This window comes from Streptomyces sp. NBC_00158, from assembly GCF_045160885.1.
Taxonomy (GTDB): domain Bacteria; phylum Actinomycetota; class Actinomycetes; order Streptomycetales; family Streptomycetaceae; genus Streptomyces.
This window is the reverse complement of record NZ_CP108161.1, coordinates 6,712,613-6,728,898: the sequence shown is the minus strand read 5'-3', so window position 1 is coordinate 6,728,898 and position 16,286 is coordinate 6,712,613. Positions and strand designations below refer to the sequence as shown.

Here is a 16,286-nt window from a genome sequence, read left to right as displayed (position 1 = left end):
AAACCCGGGGGGCAATCAGCCCGGCCACCGGCTCCCGACCGGCTCCGGACTAGCTCCGCACGAAGAGCGTCACGACGGCGAGGACCACGCCGAGGGCGAGGGCCTGGGCGCCGAGGGCGAGGCGGTGGGTGCGCAGGGCGGGGACGGACAGGAGCCGGTCGACGGCGTGGCGGCCGGGGCCGGCCAGGGTGAGGGCGGCGGCGGCCACGGCGAGCAGGAGTTCGTACTCCATGCCCTTCGGGGCGAAGAAGGCGCCGGCCCCGTGCACGGCCAGCGCGTTGATCATCGTGCCGGTGACGGCCGCGCCGGCGAGCGGGGTGAGCAGGCCGAGGGCGAGGCCGAGGCCGCCGAGGGTCTCGGTCAGCCCGGCGAGGGTGGCCATGGCGTCGCCCGCCGGGTAGCCGCTGGCGGTGAAGAACTGGCCGGTGCCGCTGATCCCGCCGCCGCCGAACCAGCCGAAGAGCTTCTGGGTGCCGTGGGCGGCCACGGTGAGGCCGAGGACCACGCGCAGCAGGAGCAGCCCGGCGTCGTAGGAGGAGGTGTCGGCGACGGGTGCGGCGGCCGGGGCGACGGCGGGGGTCTTCGTCGCGGTGGCGGTGGCGCTGCTCATGAGGGGGGTCCTTCCGATCGGGCGGCCCGAGGGGATTGGTTCAAATTCGAACCTGCTTGAGCCCGACCATAGCCATTGATTCAAATTCGAACAACTCGTGTACCCTGGCGCCATGGCTGAACCGAGATGGCTGGACGACCGCGAGATGCGCGCATGGAGGGCCTTCCTGGCCGCCTCCGCCCTGGTGAACCGTCGGCTCGACCAGCAGCTCAAGGACGATTCCGGACTCTCCCACCCGCAGTACGAGATCCTCGTGCGGCTCGCCGCGGCCCCCGACCAGGAGCTGCGCATGACGGAGCTCGCCAACGGGCTGATCAACTCCAAGAGCGGCCTGACCTACCAGGTCGGCCAGATGGAGAAGGCCGGCCTGGTCCGCCGCCGCAGCTGCCCCTCGGACGTCCGGGGCGTCTTCGCCGTCCTCACGGACGCGGGCCGCGCCCGCCTGGAGGAAGCCGCCCCGGGCCACGTCACGGCGGTCCGCGAGGCCCTCGTGGACGTCCTCACCCCCGAACAGCTCGACGCCCTCGCCGACGGCCTCGGCGAAGTCGGCCGCCGCCTTCGCGAACAGGGCGCCTGAAGGACTACGCGCGGGTGAACCCGGGCCGGGACCAGGGGGCCGTGGGGGCGGGGGACTCGGGGCGCAGGCCCAGGCCGTGCAGGAGGTTCACCGCCATCATCGCCGTGAACAGCGGGTTCGGGTTGGCGCCCGCGACGCCCAGTGCGGTGGCGGCTTCCGCGCAGGCCGCGGTGAACACGTCCGGGTGGACCGGGCCGGGGCCCGCGGTCAGTTCGAGTGCGGCCGCGTGCAGGGCGGCCGCCTGGCCGAGCATCCGGTCCAGGTGGGACACCGCCCCGGCGCCCCGGCGCACGGCGAAGGTGTGCCCGTCGGTGAGGAGTTCGGCCTCGCCCTCCTCCAGCAGGCGGGCCGCGGAGCCCAGCACCGTCTGGATCTTGAGCTGGTCGGCGTCGGCCATGGGGCCGCAGGGGCCGTTGGCCTCGTCGGAGAGGTGGAGGACCCCGCAGTCGCGGAGGTGAACGATCACGTGCCCGGCGCAGTGGCCCTGGCTGCGCAGCACGCGGACCGCGCCGTCGGCGAAGGTCCAGCCGCCGAACCGCAGCGAGCCGATCCTGATCCGCTCCGGCGGCCGTTCCTCGTAGGTCCGGGTCGTGGCGCCGAAGGGGCGCAGCGGCCGGAAGAGCGCGACCACCGCCTCGGCGGTCTCCCGGGGCGGGGCGGGCAGTACGCCCAGTCCGGCGACGCGTTCGAAGGCCCGCGCCCAGTAGGCCACCGGGTCCCGCATCTGGTCGAGGTCGGGGGCGGGGACGTAGTGCTCCGCCGGCACCCCGAACGCGTCGGCCAGGTCGTTGTTGCCGACGTGGTCGAGGTGCCCGTGGGTGGTCAGCAGCAGCACCCGGGACCAGGGGCCGACCCGGCCGGCGGCCTCCCGGAGCGCGGTGCGGAACGGCTCGGTGACGCCGGTGTCGACCAGTACGAGGGTGTCGCCGGCCCGGTGGACGAGGGCGTTGGCCACGTCGGGCCGTCCGTGCGCGAGGTCCAGCTCCCGCCCGACGACCAGTACGGTCCTGTCGTCGATCCCGATCGGATCGCCCAGCGCGGCCACGGTTCCTCCCACGGAGCCGCCGGAGGCGGAACGGCCCCCGCCGACGAGCGTACGCCGCCCCCGCACCGCCCGCCCGGCCGCGCGCCGTGTCCGCGTTCCGCCACCTCGGCGGGGTCGCCTGCCATACCGTCGGCGGCAGGTCGCGACACGACTCCACCGCACCGGGAGGTTTCCGTGAAGATGCTCATCAACTCACCAGACAGCGTGGTCACCGACGCCCTGCGCGGCATGGCGGCCGCGCACCCCGAGCTCGACGTCGACGTGGAGCGGCAGGTCGTCGTGCGGCGGGACGCGCGGGCCGGCGGGCGGGTCGGGCTGGTTTCCGGGGGCGGCTCCGGGCACGAGCCGCTGCACGCCGGGTTCGTGGGCCCCGGGATGCTCTCGGCCGCCTGCGCCGGCGCCGTCTTCACCTCGCCGGTGCCCGACCAGATGCTGCACGCGGCCGGTGCCGTGGACGCCGGCCAGGGGGTGCTGTTCGTCGTCAAGAACTACACCGGGGACGTGCTGAACTTCCAGATGGCCGCCGAGCTGGCCGAGGAGGACGGCCTGCGGGTGGAGCGGGTGCTCGTCGACGACGACGTCGCCGTGACCGACAGCCTCTACACGGCCGGCCGGCGCGGCACGGGGGCCACCCTCTTCGTCGAGAAGATCGCCGGGGCGGCCGCCGAGGAGGGGGCGCCGCTGGAGCGGGTCGCCGCCCTCGCCCGGCAGGTCGACGAATCCTCCCGCAGTTTCGGGGTGGCGCTCAGCGCCTGCACCACACCCGCGAAGGGCAGCCCGACCTTCGACCTCCCCGACGGGGAGCTGGAGTTGGGCGTGGGCATCCACGGCGAGCCCGGCCGGGAGCGGCGCGCGATGATGACCTCGCGGGAGATCGCCGAGGTGGCGGTGACGGCCGTGCTGGACGACCTCGCGCAGACGGGACCCCTGGGCGGTCCGGTGCTGCTGCTGGTCAACGGGATGGGGGCGACCCCGCTGCTGGAGCTGTACGGGTTCCACGCGGAAGTGGCCGCGGTCCTGGCCGCGCGGGGCGTTCCGGTGGCGCGGGCGCTCGTCGGGAACTACGTCACCTCCCTGGACATGGCGGGCTGTTCGGTGACCGTGTGCCGGGCGGACGAGGAACTGCTGCGGCTGTGGGACGCGCCGGTGCGGACGGCCGCCCTGCGCTGGGGGTGCTGAGCGCGTGGCGGACGTACGGGAAGACGGAGGAGACGGGATGCGGGACGCGGAGTTCTTCCGGCGCTGGATGGAGGCCGCCGCGGCGGCCGTGGAACGGGAGGCGGACCGGCTGACCGAACTCGACTCCCCCATCGGGGACGCCGACCACGGGGCCAACCTGCTGCGGGGCTTCACGGCCGTGCGCACGGCACTCGCCGGGGCCGACCCGGCCGCCGCGCCCGGGGCGCTGCTCCAGCTGGCCGGGCGGACCCTGATCTCCACGGTGGGCGGCGCGTCCGGCCCCCTGTACGGGACGCTGCTGCGGCGCACCGGCAAGGAGCTCGGGGAGGCCGCCGAGGTCTCCGACGAGGAGCTGCGCGGGGCCCTGGACGCGGGCGTGGAGGCGGTGGCCCGGCTGGGCGGGGCGGCGCCGGGCGACAAGACGATGCTGGACGCGCTGGTCCCGGGGGTCGCGGCGCTGGGTACGTCCTACCGTGCCGCCGGGGACGCGGCGGAGGGCGGGGCGCTGGCGACGGTCCCGATACTGGCCCGCAAGGGCCGCGCCAGCTACCTCGGCGAGCGCAGCGTGGGCCACCAGGACCCGGGAGCCACCTCGGCCGCCCTGGTGCTGGGCGCGCTGGCCGACGCGGCCGACGCGGCGGAGGGTGCCGAGTGAGCGGCGGGGCGCTGGTCGGGATCGTGCTGGTGTCGCACAGCGCCGGGGTCGCGGAGTCGGTGGCGGAGCTGGCGCGGGGCATCGCGGCGGGCGGGGCGGTGGCCCCGGTGGCCCCGGCGGGCGGCACCGCCGACGGCGGGCTCGGCACGAGCGCGGAGCGGATCGCGGCGGCCGCGGCGGCCGTGGACCGGGGGGCCGGGGTCGCGCTGCTGGTGGACCTGGGCAGCTCGGTGCTGACGGTGAAGGCGCTCCTGGAGGACAAGGAACTCCCGCCCGGCTCCCGCCTGGTGGACGCCCCGTTCCTGGAGGGCGCGGTGGCGGCGGTGGTCGCCGCGTCTGCGGGGGCCCCGCTGGACGCCGTGGCGGCGGCGGCCGAGGAGGCGTACGCGTACCGCAAGTCGTGACCCTGCCGGTGGCTCCGCCGTGCCGCTGCGCGGGCTGCTCCCCGCCCCGCCCTTCGCCCGTTCCCCCGGGGCTGCGCCCCGGACCCCCTGGGGGCTCCGCCCCCAGGGGGTCCGCGCCTCAAACGCCGGCGGGGCTGGACGTATCCAGCCCGCGCGGCGTTTGAGCGCAACGGGGTCAGGGGCGGAGCCCCTGGGAACGGTGGAAGGGCGGGTAGGGGACCGCCCCGCGCAGCGGCCCCGTACCTGCGGGCGGTGGTCCGGGGCCCGGCCCGGAGGCTACCGACCCCGGAGGTGTTCCATCTCGCGGCGGTCCCGCTTCGTCGGGCGGCCCGCGCCGCGGTCGCGGATGCCGGTCACCGCCGCCTCCACCGGGGTCGGCGGCGGCGGGCTGTTGTCCACGTAGCACTCGGCGGCGACCGGCGGTCCGACCCGCTTCGTCACCGGGCGGCGGACCACGACGATCCGCTCGCGCCCCGCGTGGAAGAGCCGTACCTCGTCGCCCGCGCGCACCTGCTGCGCGGGCTTCGCCCGTTCGCCGTTGACCTTCACGTGGCCCGCCCGGCAGGCCGTCGCCGCGACGGAGCGGGTCTTGGTGAGCCGGACCGACCAGATCCAGGCGTCCACCCGCGCGGTCCCCGCCTCCAGCGGCGCCGCCCCCGTCTCCGCCGTCCTCGTACCGGTCAACGGTCCCTCCGTCCCTGCGTCAGCCATGCCCCGACTCTAGCGATCCGGCGGCCCCGAAACGGAACGGATTTTGGCGGATACCACAACCGGCATGGCATATGCGATAGAGATCAAGCCAAACGAATTGCACATGCGGGCCTGAGCCCCCTACCTTGTCGCACATGCAGTCCTACACCATCGGACAGGCGGCGCGTCTGCTGGGCGTCAGCCCGGACACCGCGCGCCGCTGGGCCGACGCCGGCCGGGTCGCGACCCATCGCGACGAGGGCGGCCGCCGCCTGATCGACGGCCGCGACCTGGCGGCCTTCTCCGTCGAGGTGGGGCAGGGAGCCCACACCGAGGACCGCGAGTCCTACACCTCGGTGCGCAACGCCTTCCCCGGCATCGTCACGGCCGTCAGGCTCGGCGACGTCGCCGCCCAGGTCGAGATCCAGGCCGGTCCCCACCGGCTGGTCTCCCTCCTCACCCGCGAGGCCGTCGAGGAGCTCGGGCTCGAGGTCGGCATGCGGGCCACCGCCCGCGTGAAGTCGACCAGCGTGCACGTCGACCGCGCCTGATCCGGGGCCCGGCCCCGGCCCCCTCCGCTCACCCCCACACCCGCTCGTCCCCACCCGCTCCGCCCGTCACCGGCGCGGGTCACCACCGCGCGGCCCCGGCACCCGGCCGGCCGCCGACCCGACCGAGGAGCACCCGCTCATGTCCGCCACCCCGAACACCGTGAACACCCGCCGCATCGCGGCCGCCGCGCTCACCGCGGCCCTGCTCGTGCCCCTCTCCGCCTGCGGCAGCGGCGGCGACGAGAAGAAGACGGACGCCGGTGCCTCCCCCTCCGCCTCGGCCCCCGCCTCCGGCGAGGCCAAGGCGGCGAACCTCACCGTGCTCGCCGCGTCCTCCCTCACCGACGTGTTCAACACGGCGAAGGCCGCCTACGAGAAGTCCCACCCCGGCACCAAGGTGACCATCTCCTTCGCCGGCTCCCAGGAGCTCGCCGCCCAGGTCAAGCAGGGCGCCCCGGCCGACGCGCTGGTCACCGCCGACACCAAGACCATGGACGGTCTGAAGGCCGAGACCAACGACGCCACCGTCATCGCGAAGAACCGTCTGGTCATCGCCACCGGCAAGGGCAACCCCTTCAAGGTCGACGAGCTCAAGGACCTCGCCGACTCCAAGATCAAGGTCGTCCTCGCGGCGCCCGAGGTCCCGGTCGGCCGCTACAGCAAGCAGATCCTCGACGCCCAGAAGGTCGAGGTGAAGCCGGTCTCCCAGGAGCCCAACGTCCGCGCCGTCCTGAGCAAGGTCGAGCTGGGCGAGGCCGACGCCGGCCTCGTCTACAAGACCGACACCACCAAGTCCGGTGACAAGGTCGTCGCCGTGGACATCCCGGACGAGCAGAACGCCGTCGCCTCCTACCCGGCCGCCACCCTCAAGCAGTCCAAGAACGCCGAGGCCGCCGCCGCGTTCGTGGCCTGGCTGAGCAGCCCCGAGGCGCAGAAGATCCTCCAGGACGCCGGCTTCCAGAAGGCCTAGCCGCCACGGCCCGGAGGGGGCTGCCCGGTCCGGGGGGACGGGCAGCCCCTTTCGGCGTGTCCGGTGCCCGCGCCGCGCCCGTACGCTCCGTAGGATCCCTCCCCGGCCCCGACCAGGAACCCCCATCACCCCATGAGCAGACTCCGCACCCGCACCCGGCCCCCCGTGACGCTGGCGCTCCCCGCGCTGCTCGCCGTCGCGTTCCTGCTGCTGCCGCTCGTCGGCATCCTCACCCGTACGCAGTGGGGCGAACTCGGCGCCCACCTCACCAGCCCCGGTGTGGTCACGGCCCTGAGGCTGTCGCTGCTGGTGTCCCTGTGGGCGCTCGGCCTCTCACTGCTCCTCGGCGTGCCGCTCGCCTGGCTGCTGGCCCGGGTCGAGTTCAAGGGCAAGGCCTTCGTCCGCTCGCTGGTGCTGCTGCCGATGGTGCTGCCGCCGACCGTCGGCGGTGTCGCGCTGCTGCTCGGCTTCGGACGGCGCGGGCTCCTCGGGCCGTGGCTGGAGGACTCCTTCGGCATCACGCTCCCCTTCCACACCTCCGGGGCGGTGGTCGCGGCGACCTTCGTCGCCATGCCCTTCCTCGTGATCAGCCTGGAGGGGGCGCTCGGCGGGCTGAAGCAGAGCTACGAGGAGACGGCCGCGTCCCTGGGCGCCCCGCCGGTCCGGGTGTTCTTCACGGTCACCATGCCCATGGTCGCCCCCGGCCTGATCGCGGGCGCCGCCCTCACCTGGGCCCGCGCGCTCGGCGAGTTCGGCGCGACCATCACCTTCGCCGGCAACCTGCCGGGCACCACCCAGACCCTGCCGCTCCAGGTCTACCTGCTGCTCCAGGACCAGCCGGAGGCGGCCACCTCGGTCTCGCTGCTGCTGCTCGCCATCGCCATGGGCGTGCTCATCGCCCTGCGCGGCCGCTGGACCGGCACCCCCGTGGCGGCGAAGGCGGCCCCCGCGGCCGCGCCGGAAGCCCCCGCCCCCGCGGTCTCCGGCGAGGAGCCCGTCGCCACACATGCCGACGAGGGCCGCTGGCCCCTGCACGCCGAGGTCACCGGCTTCAACGAACTCACCCTCGACGCCGCGCCCGGCACCACCATCGCCGTGGTGGGCGAGAACGGCGCCGGCAAGACCACCCTGCTCCGCGCCCTGCTCGGCCTGACCCCGCGCGCCCGCGCCGAGCTGCGGCTCGGGGACACCGACGTCACCGCGCTGCCCCCGCACCGGCGGCAGGTGGCCTGGGTCCCGCAGGACGGGGCGCTGTTCCCGCACCTGAACGCCCTGGCCAACACCGCGTACGGGCTGCGCGCCCGCCGGGTCGGGCGCGCCGAGGCCCGCCGCGAGGCGCAGCTGTGGCTGGACCGGCTCGGGGTGGGCCACCTCGCGCAGCGGCGGCCGGCGCAGCTGTCGGGCGGGCAGGCGCAGCGGGTGGCGCTCGCCCGGGCGCTGGCAGCCCGGCCCCGGCTGCTGCTGCTCGACGAGCCCCTCGCCGCCCTCGACCAGACGACCCGGGCGCACGTGCGGCACACCCTGCGCAGGCACCTGGAGGGCTTCGGCGGGGTCTGCCTGATCGTCACGCACGACCCCGTCGAGGCGGTGTCGCTGGCCGACCGGGTCCTCGTACTGGCCGACGGGCGCACCCTCCAGGACGCGCCGCCCGCCGAGGTCACCCGGCATCCGCGCTCGCCGTGGGTGGCCCGGATGCTGGGCCGCAACGCCTGGCCCGGGAAGGCCTCCGCCGAGGGGCTCGTGCTCGCGGGAGGCGGCCGGCTGGTGGTGGCGGAGACGCTGCCGGAGGGGGCGCGGGCCCTGGCGATCATCGCCCCGGAGGCGGTGTCGCTGCACCGGGACCGCCCGGGCGGCAGCCCCCGCAACGTATGGCCGGGAACCGTACGGGAGGTCACCGCGGCCGGCAGCCGGCTGCGCGTGCTCGTCGCCTCGGCCGAGGCGCCCGACCTGGTCGCGGAGATCACCCCGGAGGCCGCCGCCGAGCTCGGCGTGGCCGACGGCGCGCCGGTGTGGACGAGCGTGAAGGCCACCGAGGTCACGCTGGTACCGCTCTAGGGGGTGGGCGCAAGGGAACGGCGGGGCGGTGTCGGGGGGCCGCGCGGGCGGCGAACGGTTTGGACGGTTCACGTGACGCTGACATATGTTCAGCGCTGGCCGTACCGGCGTTCGACCGGCCGGTATCCCTTTCGCCACCGCACTTTCGCACGTCCCGTGGGGGGTCCTTCACCATGTCCTTCAGCGCGCCCGGATCGCCGCCGCCACCGCAGGGCCCCGGCCCGCAGCCGCCGTACCCGGCCGGCCCGTACGGGGCGACCCCGTACCCGGCGGGCCCTCCGCTCCCCGGCACCCCCTACCCCGGCACCTACCCCGGCCAGGCCCAACCGTTCCCCCCGCCGCCGCCCGTGCGGCAGCTGCGCTCCCCGCAGGGGCTCGCGACCGCGCTGACGGTGCTGCTCCTCGGGACGGCCGTGGTCAACGTGTACTCGGCCGCCGCCAACCTGCACACCTGGTCCCTGATGGGGGACGTCGCCGAGGACCCCTCCTCGGTCCCGGACGACACGCTCGACCTGTCCGACATGCTGGTGGGCCTCGCCGCCGGCCTGCAGTGGCTGTCCCTGGCCGCCACCGCCGTGGTCTTCGTCATCTGGTTCTACCGGGTGCGCGTCAACGGCCAGGTGTTCCGCCCCGACGGCTTCACCCTGGCGAGCGGCTGGGCCGTCGGCTCCTGGTTCGTCCCCCTCGGCAACCTCTTCCTGCCCTACCGGGTGGCGAAGGAGACCTGGGAGGCGAGCGTCCAGCTCGCGCCGGACGGCTCGTACCGCCGCGTCCCCACGGCCCCGGTGACGTCCTGGTGGCTGGTCTGGGTGCTGTCGCTGGTCCTCGACCGGGTCTTCGGCGTGGTGTACGCCCGCGCCGAGACCCCGGAGAGCCTCGGCGCCGCCTCGCTGCTCGGCGTCGTCACCGACGCGATGGTGGTCACGGCCGCCGTCCTCGCGGTGCAGTTCGTCCGCAAGCTGACGGCCCTGCAGCAGGTGAAGTCCGTTCAGGGCCCGTACGCGGCCGTCTGACACCCGCTAGCGGGTGGCGGCGGGGACCGGTACGGCGAACTCGCACCACACGCACTTCCCGGCGCCCCGGGGCTCCACGCCCCAGGCGTCCGCGAGCCGTTCGACCAGCAGCAGGCCCCGGCCCGACACCGCCCAGTCGTCGGCTTCCCGGCGACGGGGCAGGGCGCTGCTGCTGTCCTCGACCTCGATCCGGATCCGGCCCGCGGCGGTCAGCCGCAGGGCGACCTGCCCGCCGCCGTCGGTGTGGACGAGGGCGTTGGTCATCAGCTCGTCGGCCGCGAGCTCGATCTCGTCGGCCCGGTCCCGGGCTCCCCAGGCGGCCACCGCCGCCCGGATCAGGTGCCGGGCCATCGCCGGGCCGTCCGCGTCGCCCGGTACCAGGCGCTGGCGCAGCGGCCCGCCGCCGCGCGGGGCGGGGGTGCCGCGCCGGCGCAGCAGGAGCAGGGCCATGTCGTCCCCGCCGCCCGCGTCCCCGACCAGGTCGCACAGCACGTCGGCGAGCTCCTCGACGTCGGCCGGGCCGCGCTCGGCCGCCTCCATGAACTCCCGCATCCCGGCCTCGGAGTCGCCGCCGGGCCGTTCGACGAGGCCGTCGGTGCACAGCAGCAGGGTGTCCCCGGGGTGCAGTTCGAGGGTGGTGACGGGGTAGCCGGATCCGCTGCCCCGCTGCTCCCCCGGGGGCAGGCCGAGGGGGAGGCCGCCCACCACCTGGATCCGGTGGCAGCTGCCGTCCCCGCGCCGCACGACCGGGTCCAGGTGTCCGGCCCGCACGATGTGCAGCATCCCGGTGTTCAGGTCCAGTTCGGCGTAGGTGCAGGTGGCGAAGCGCTCCGTCGCCAGGTCGCGGAGGAAGGCGGAGGCCCGCGCCAGGGCCGTGCCGGGGGTGTGGCCCTCCAGGGCGTAGGCGCGCAGGACGATCCGCAGCTGTCCCATGACGGCGGCCGCGTCCGTGTCGTGGCCCTCGACGTCGCCGATCGTCACCCCGACCCGGCCTTCGCCGAGGGGGACCACGTCGTACCAGTCGCCGCCGATCTCCCGCCCGACCCGGGCGGCCCGGTAGCGTACGGCGATCAGCGCGCCCGGCACCTCCGGGATCGCCCGGGGCAGCATGGCCCGCTGGAGGCCCTCGGCGAGGTCGTGCTCCTGCTCGAAGAGCATCGCCCGCTGGAGTCCCTGCGCGATCCCGCTGCCGAGCGCCACCAGCAGGTTGCGCTCCTCCGCGTCGAAGTCCCCGTCACGGGTGTACAGCAGCCCGAGCGCGCCGACCGGCCGGCCCTGCGCGATGAGCGGCAGGTAGACCCCGCTGCCGACGGCCAGCGGTTCGATGTACGGCCACAGCAGCGGGTAGCGCCGCCGGAACTCCTCGCGCGACGCGAGGAAGACCGGCTGCATGGTGCGTACGGCCTCGCTCATCGGGAACTCCGCGTCGATGCGGGTGTACTCGATCTCGGGTACGTACGAGCCCAGCAGGCCCTCCGCGACCAGGTGGATCCGGCCGCCGTCGACGATGCCGAGCATGACGCTGACGGCGCCGAGGTGGCCGAGGGCCTCGGGGTCCTTGAGGACGTCGGTGACGTCGTTCACGGTGCGGGCGTGCGCGAGGATCGCGGTGGTCCGCTCGACGACCCCGGTCATCCGGCGCCGTCCCTCGTTGCGCTGCCCCGCCGCGCCGGGCTCCCCGGGGTCCTGGTCGGCATCGCGGAGGATGCCGATGACCCGGTACGCGCGGCCGTGCGGGTCGCGCAGGATGTGCCCCTGGAGGTGGGTCCAGGCCTGGGTCCCGTCCTCGCGCAGGGTGCGGAAGTACGCCCCGTAGTGGCTGCGGCCGTCTTCCAGCGCCCGCTCCACCCGGCCGTCCAGCCGTTCCCCGTCGCCGGGCACGACCCGGCGGCGCAGTCCGGCGGGGGTGCCGTCGAACTGCTCCGGGCGCAGGTCGAGGACCTCGAGGGCGGTGGCGTCCAGGTGCAGGCGGCCGCTGTCGAGGTCCCAGTCGAAGGTGCCCATCCGGTTGAGCGCGAGGCTCAGGTCGGGCCGCGCGGGCCAATCGACCTCCGGGGTACGGCCCCGCTGGTCCATGCAGCCAGGGTCTCACCCCTCACCCCGGCTCGGCATGTGCTCGGGGCCGGTCCGGTGGTCCGTCGGGGGCGTGGCCGGCGGCGGGCCCGACACGGTGGGCGGGACGGCCGTCCGGTCGCCGGTCAGGGCCGGCGGGTGGGAGGTCCGGGTGGCGGGGGCCGTCGGGGTGCCCCCGTCCGCCGGAGGGGCGGTCTGGGGCGGGGTCCGCGGGCCGGCCGGCGTCTCGGCGGGAGTGGGGGTCGGGGTGGGGGTCGGGGTGGGAGTGGGGGTCGCGGGCGGTGGTGTCGTCGGGTGCGCGGTCGTCGGAGCGGTCCGCGTGGGGGGCACGAGCGGCTCCGTCGGCGTGACGACGAGCGGCGGCGGGAGCACCTCCGACGGGGAGGACGTCGCCGGGGAGGACGCCGGGGGCGAGACCACCGGCGGGGATACGACGGGCGGCGAGATCACGGGCGGGCCGACCGGCGGCTCGACGGGCCTGTCCGGACGGGGCGCGGTGCCGCGGTCGCGTTCCAGCCAGCGGCTGTCGTGGTGGTCGTAGATGACGAACTTGTTCACGACCGTCACCGACGGGGCGACGACCACCACCTGCGCCGGCCGGTAAGAGGACCAGGGCCGGCCGTGCCGCTCCGGATCGGCCTTCAGCGCCACCGGCGGGCCCAGCGGGTTCCCGCAGGCGCAGCGCACCCTCGGCACCCCCCGGTCGTCCACCAGCACGGCCGTCCCGGCCTGGAGCACCGCCTGGTAGGGGGTGGCGCGGCCGTCGCGGAAGCCGTGGTTGGTGACCCGGGTGTCCATCCGCAGCTGTACGGGGGTGAGCGAGCGCAGCCGGGCGGGGACGTCCGCCGGCCGGATGCCGAGGGCCGCGGCGAAGGCGGCGTTCTTGGCGGGCTGCGAGGTCAGGGCGGTGATCTGCTTCTCCACGTCGCAGCTGGCGACGTCCTTCGTGCCGCCGTACAGGCCGGGTGAGGAGCCGCTGACGCTGCGGGTGCCGGTGGGCGCGGTGGGCGGGGCGGTGCCGGCCGGCGGGACCTCCGGCGGCGGGGTGGCCTGTTTCGCCGCGCTGGACTCCGTGAAGGGGTCCTGCCCGGCCTCGGCGGCCGGCTGGAGGAACACCTCGGCCGCGGCCCGCTGCGGGGTGCCGGCGCCACCCGGCCTGGTCAGCACCACCACCAGGGTGACCACCGCGGCGAGCGCCACGGCCACCGTGGCGAGCCCCGGCACCGACCGCCACCAGGGCCCCCGGGGCGGCTCCCCGACGCCGGGCCCGCCGGGCGGGGGCGGCGGGGGTTCGCCGCCCCCGCCCGAGAGCGGACCGGACGGCGGACCGGTGGGCGGCCCGGACGACGGCCGCGACGGCTCCGGCGGCTGGGACGACTGCGACGGCGGCTGTGACGGCTTCGGCGGCTCGGGCGGCCGCTCGCCGGAGGGTTGCGTGGTCACGGGCTCCTCTTCCCAGGCGGACGCATCCGGGGAAATGGCGCGAATCCCAGGAGTGCCGGGGAATCCCGGCACTCCTGCCGACCATTGTGTGCGCCGTCCAGGTGGTGACCGCAAGCCGGGGATGCCACCGTGACAAGGTGACCCGTACCTCCGCCGCCGGGGCCTGGCGGGACGCCCTCGTCGCCGTCGTGGCGGGCTTCGCCGTGATGACCGCGGTGGCCGCCGCCGGACTGGCCTGCGCCGGCGCCGGCGACCTGCCCGGCGGGGCCTTCCCCCGGGTGCTCGCCGCGGTCGTCGTGATGGCTGCCGGGGGCTCGGTCGAGGTCTCCGGTGACGCCGGGTTCCTGGCCGGGGCCGACGCGAGCCTGTCCGTGCTCCCGCTCTCGGTGAGCCTGGCGGGCGCGCTCACCACCGGGTACCTGTTCCTGCGCCCGCTGCGCCACCGCGCGGTGGCCGGGACCCGCGAACTGCTGGGCCGGGCCGGGCGGTCGGCGCTGCTGTGGCTGGCGCTGCTCACCCTGTTCGCGCTCCTGGCCCGGCAGACATTCGGCCTGTCCACCGGCGACTCCCCGCTCGGGGAGATCGGCGAACTGCTCGACTCCGCACCGGCCGTGGGCTTCCGGGCCGCCCTCGGACCCACCCTGTTCTTCGGACTGCTGTGGTTCCTGGGCCTGTTGCTGATCGCCCTGCTGGTCTCCCGCCGCACCCCGCTCCCGCCCGGCCTGCTCCGCTTCCACACGGCGGTGCGGCCGGCCGCCCACGCGACGGCCGTGCTGCTCCTGGCGTACGTGGTCATCGGCCTCGGCGTCGGCCTGGTGGCGGCCGGCACCCGGGGGCACGCGGCCCACACCCTGGCGGTGCTGCTGCTCGGACTGCCGAACCTGGTCTGGCTCGCCCTCACCGTCGGCTTCGGCGGCGCCTGGCGGGGCGTGGCCGAGGGGCCGTTCGGACTGCCGGTGCCGCCGCTGCTGGACCAGGTCCTGCGCGGCCCCGTGCCGTCCACGGTCGACGTGGCCTCGCTCGCGCAGCGCGACCCGCGGGCGTGGTGGCTGGTCGTGGTGGCCGCCGTCGCGCTGCTCGGCACGGGCGTGCTGGCCGCCGTACGCTCCCCCGCCCGGGTCCGTCCCTGGCAGCACGCGGTGCACCTGGCGGTGGCGCTGGGCCTGGCCACGCTGACGGTGTGCCTGCTGGCCGGGGTGCGGGCCCGGTTCGGGCTGTCGCTGCTGGGGCTCGGGGACGTCACCGGGCTCGGCGGCCGGGTCGAGCTCACCCCGTACCTGTGGCGCACGACCGGCCTCGCGGTGCTGTGGGGCGCGGTGGCCGGCTTCCTCGGCGCCCTCCTGGCCCGCCCCCTGCGCCACCCGGGCCGGGCGCCCTGAGCCCCGGGCCGGTCCCGGTCCGTCCTCCTCAGCGCCCCCGGAACACCGGCAGCGCCCAGCGCGGCGGCTCCGGCGGCGGACCCTCGTCCGGGGGGTCCGACGGGCCGCGCCCCGGCGCCCCGGCGCCCGCCCGGCGCAGGGCGCCGGTGAACTCCAGGCAGGTGCCCCACCGTTCCCCCGGCTGCTTGGCGAGGGCCTTGGCCAGTACCTCGTCCACCGCGGCCGGCAGTTCCGGGCGGCTTCCGCTCGGCGGGGGCGGGGGGTCGTACTGGTGGGCCCAGAGCAGGGCCATGTCGTCCTCTCGCCGGAACGGCGGTCCGCCGGTGAGCATCTCGTGGACCACGCAGCCGAGGCTGTAGACGTCGCAGCGCCCGTCGACCGGCTTCCCCGCGATCTGCTCGGGCGCGACGTAGTCGAGCGTCCCGACGAACTGTCCGACGCTGGTGAACCCGGTGAGCGAGAGGGACTTCTTCGTCAGGCCGAAGTCCGTCAGGTAGACGTGTTCGGGGTGTTCGCTGTCGGTGCCCTCGGCGACGAGGACGTTTCCGGGTTTCACGTCCCGGTGGACCAGGCCGTGGGCGTGGGCGGCGTCGAGCGCGGAGGCGATCTGGCCGGCGATCCGGGCGGCCGTCTCCACGGGCAGCGGGCCGGTGCGGTCGAGCAGGGCCCGCAGGTCCTGTCCGGCGACGTAGCGCATGGCGATGTAGAGGACGCCGTCCGTCTCGCCGGCCTCGAAGACGGGCACGATGTGCGGGTGGTCGATGGCGGCGGCGACCTTCGACTCGTGGGTGAAGCGCTGCCGGAAGGTGTCGTTGCGGGCGAGCTGGGGGGCCAGCAGTTTCAGGGCGACGGTCCGGTCCAGGCGCAGGTCCCGGGCCCGGTAGACGACGGCCATGCCGCCGCGCCCGATCACGTCCCCGACGAGGTAGCCGGCGAACCGGGTGCCGGTCAGTTCCGAGGGCCGCCCGGCGGGTGGCGGGGCGTCCGTCACGGGCTCCCTCCCCCGTCGGGGCGGTCGGCGACGCGCGTGGGCTCGTGCGGTGCCTCCCGTACGCCGGCCACCGCGCCGGCGCCGGACTCCTCCGGCTCCGGCTCCGGCTCCGGCGCGGGCTCGGGCGGGGGCGCGGGCTCGGCCGCGGGCGGGGCTCCCGGCTCCGAGACGACCGCGTAGGTGGTCAGCCGGCTCCCGTCGGCGTACATCCAGCGTCCGGCCTCCTCCTCGTACAGCCACACGGACTCGCCGTCGATGACGATCCCGGCGCGCAGGCCCCGTACGGCCTGCCGGAAGCCGTCGCCGGCGGCTCCGGGGACGGTCTCGCGCAGGGCCCGCCGGTAGCGGTCGAGGGCGTCGGCGGTCCGGGTGAGGAGGGGGTCGGGGTCCTCGGCCCGTCCGAGGGGCAGGCCGGCGGTCGGCGGGGGCTGCGGCACCGCGACGAGCAGCCGTCCGTCGACCCAGGCGGACCAGCCGTTGGCGCACAGGATCTCCCCCCATTCGCCGCGCCGGGACAGCAGCCGGACGGGGAGGAAGGGGTCGAGGGCGGCGGTGGGCCGGGAGACGTCGGGGGCCTCCCAGGCGGGCAGCCCGTCCTGCGGGACCACGTGGGTGGGGTGGAAACCGGCGGGCTCCGGGGAGCCGGTCATC

General features: G+C 75.9%; 16 protein-coding genes. 9 read left to right on the top strand and 7 right to left on the bottom strand.

Annotated features, from left to right (window positions below; genetic code table 11):
• Positions 1-49 precede the first annotated feature (49 nt).
• Positions 50-610, bottom strand: coding sequence for a DoxX family membrane protein (locus tag OG553_RS30835; protein ID WP_405982120.1), 561 nt, complete (start codon positions 608-610; stop codon positions 50-52).
• Positions 611-722: 112 nt separating this feature from the next.
• Between OG553_RS30835 and OG553_RS30830 the strand changes: the two genes are divergently transcribed.
• Positions 723-1,187 carry a MarR family winged helix-turn-helix transcriptional regulator gene (locus OG553_RS30830; RefSeq protein WP_405982119.1) on the top strand — a complete coding sequence of 155 codons (465 nt, stop codon included), beginning with the start codon at positions 723-725 and terminating at the stop codon, positions 1,185-1,187.
• Positions 1,188-1,191: 4 nt separating this feature from the next.
• On the opposite strand, the gene OG553_RS30825 is transcribed toward OG553_RS30830, so the two are convergent.
• Entirely contained in the window at positions 1,192-2,232 is a 1,041-nt protein-coding gene (locus tag OG553_RS30825; RefSeq protein ID WP_405982118.1) for an MBL fold metallo-hydrolase, read from the bottom strand.
• 180 nt (positions 2,233-2,412) lie between these two features.
• On the opposite strand from OG553_RS30825, the gene dhaK reads away from it, so the two are divergent.
• From dhaK to OG553_RS30810, 3 genes are read left to right on the top strand one after another with little or no spacing between them, the layout of a single operon-like run.
• On the top strand, positions 2,413-3,411 hold the full coding sequence (gene dhaK, locus OG553_RS30820) for a dihydroxyacetone kinase subunit DhaK (RefSeq protein WP_405983184.1): 999 nt from the start codon (positions 2,413-2,415) through the stop codon (positions 3,409-3,411).
• 37 nt (positions 3,412-3,448) lie between these two features.
• Entirely contained in the window at positions 3,449-4,066 is a 618-nt protein-coding gene (dhaL, locus tag OG553_RS30815) for a dihydroxyacetone kinase subunit DhaL (protein WP_405982117.1), read from the top strand.
• Complete coding sequence (locus OG553_RS30810; RefSeq protein ID WP_405982116.1) at positions 4,063-4,470, top strand: PTS-dependent dihydroxyacetone kinase phosphotransferase subunit DhaM; 408 nt, start codon at positions 4,063-4,065, stop codon at positions 4,468-4,470. The genes dhaL and OG553_RS30810 overlap by 4 nt, the downstream gene beginning before the upstream one ends.
• 276 nt (positions 4,471-4,746) lie before the next feature.
• Here OG553_RS30810 and OG553_RS30805 read toward each other — a convergent pair whose 3' ends face one another.
• Positions 4,747-5,181 (bottom strand): RNA-binding S4 domain-containing protein, encoded by a 435-nt coding sequence (locus OG553_RS30805; RefSeq protein WP_405982115.1) that lies wholly within the window; start codon positions 5,179-5,181, stop codon positions 4,747-4,749.
• Between the two features lie 134 nt (positions 5,182-5,315).
• On the opposite strand from OG553_RS30805, the gene OG553_RS30800 reads away from it, so the two are divergent.
• From OG553_RS30800 to OG553_RS30785, 4 genes are all read left to right on the top strand, one after another.
• A complete protein-coding gene (locus tag OG553_RS30800; RefSeq protein ID WP_405982114.1) occupies positions 5,316-5,711 on the top strand; it encodes a molybdopterin-binding protein in 396 nt (131 codons plus the stop codon).
• 139 nt (positions 5,712-5,850) lie between these two features.
• A complete protein-coding gene (modA, locus tag OG553_RS30795) occupies positions 5,851-6,681 on the top strand; it encodes a molybdate ABC transporter substrate-binding protein (RefSeq protein WP_405982113.1) in 831 nt (276 codons plus the stop codon).
• A gap of 132 nt (positions 6,682-6,813) precedes the next feature.
• Positions 6,814-8,736 (top strand): ABC transporter permease, encoded by a 1,923-nt coding sequence (locus tag OG553_RS30790; RefSeq protein WP_405982112.1) that lies wholly within the window; start codon positions 6,814-6,816, stop codon positions 8,734-8,736.
• 173 nt (positions 8,737-8,909) lie between these two features.
• Positions 8,910-9,749, top strand: a complete 840-nt coding sequence (locus tag OG553_RS30785; protein WP_405982111.1) for a DUF4328 domain-containing protein — start codon at positions 8,910-8,912, stop codon at positions 9,747-9,749.
• A gap of 6 nt (positions 9,750-9,755) precedes the next feature.
• Here the strand turns inward: OG553_RS30785 and OG553_RS30780 are convergent, their stop codons facing one another.
• Both OG553_RS30780 and OG553_RS30775 read right to left on the bottom strand, forming a co-directional pair.
• Positions 9,756-11,825 carry a SpoIIE family protein phosphatase gene (locus tag OG553_RS30780; RefSeq protein ID WP_405982110.1) on the bottom strand — a complete coding sequence of 690 codons (2,070 nt, stop codon included), beginning with the start codon at positions 11,823-11,825 and terminating at the stop codon, positions 9,756-9,758.
• Positions 11,826-11,837: 12 nt separating this feature from the next.
• Positions 11,838-13,265: a DUF6777 domain-containing protein gene (locus OG553_RS30775; protein ID WP_405982109.1), complete on the bottom strand. Its 1,428-nt coding sequence runs from the start codon at positions 13,263-13,265 to the stop codon at positions 11,838-11,840.
• A gap of 137 nt (positions 13,266-13,402) precedes the next feature.
• Between OG553_RS30775 and OG553_RS30770 the strand changes: the two genes are divergently transcribed.
• Positions 13,403-14,644, top strand: coding sequence for a streptophobe family protein (locus OG553_RS30770; RefSeq protein WP_405982108.1), 1,242 nt, complete (start codon positions 13,403-13,405; stop codon positions 14,642-14,644).
• A gap of 28 nt (positions 14,645-14,672) precedes the next feature.
• Here OG553_RS30770 and OG553_RS30765 read toward each other — a convergent pair whose 3' ends face one another.
• Both OG553_RS30765 and OG553_RS30760 read right to left on the bottom strand, forming a co-directional pair.
• Positions 14,673-15,635 carry a serine/threonine-protein kinase gene (locus OG553_RS30765; protein ID WP_405982107.1) on the bottom strand — a complete coding sequence of 321 codons (963 nt, stop codon included), beginning with the start codon at positions 15,633-15,635 and terminating at the stop codon, positions 14,673-14,675.
• Complete coding sequence (locus OG553_RS30760; RefSeq protein ID WP_405982106.1) at positions 15,632-16,285, bottom strand: hypothetical protein; 654 nt, start codon at positions 16,283-16,285, stop codon at positions 15,632-15,634. Before OG553_RS30760 ends, OG553_RS30765 begins: the two co-directional genes overlap by 4 nt.
• Position 16,286: the final 1 nt, after the last annotated feature.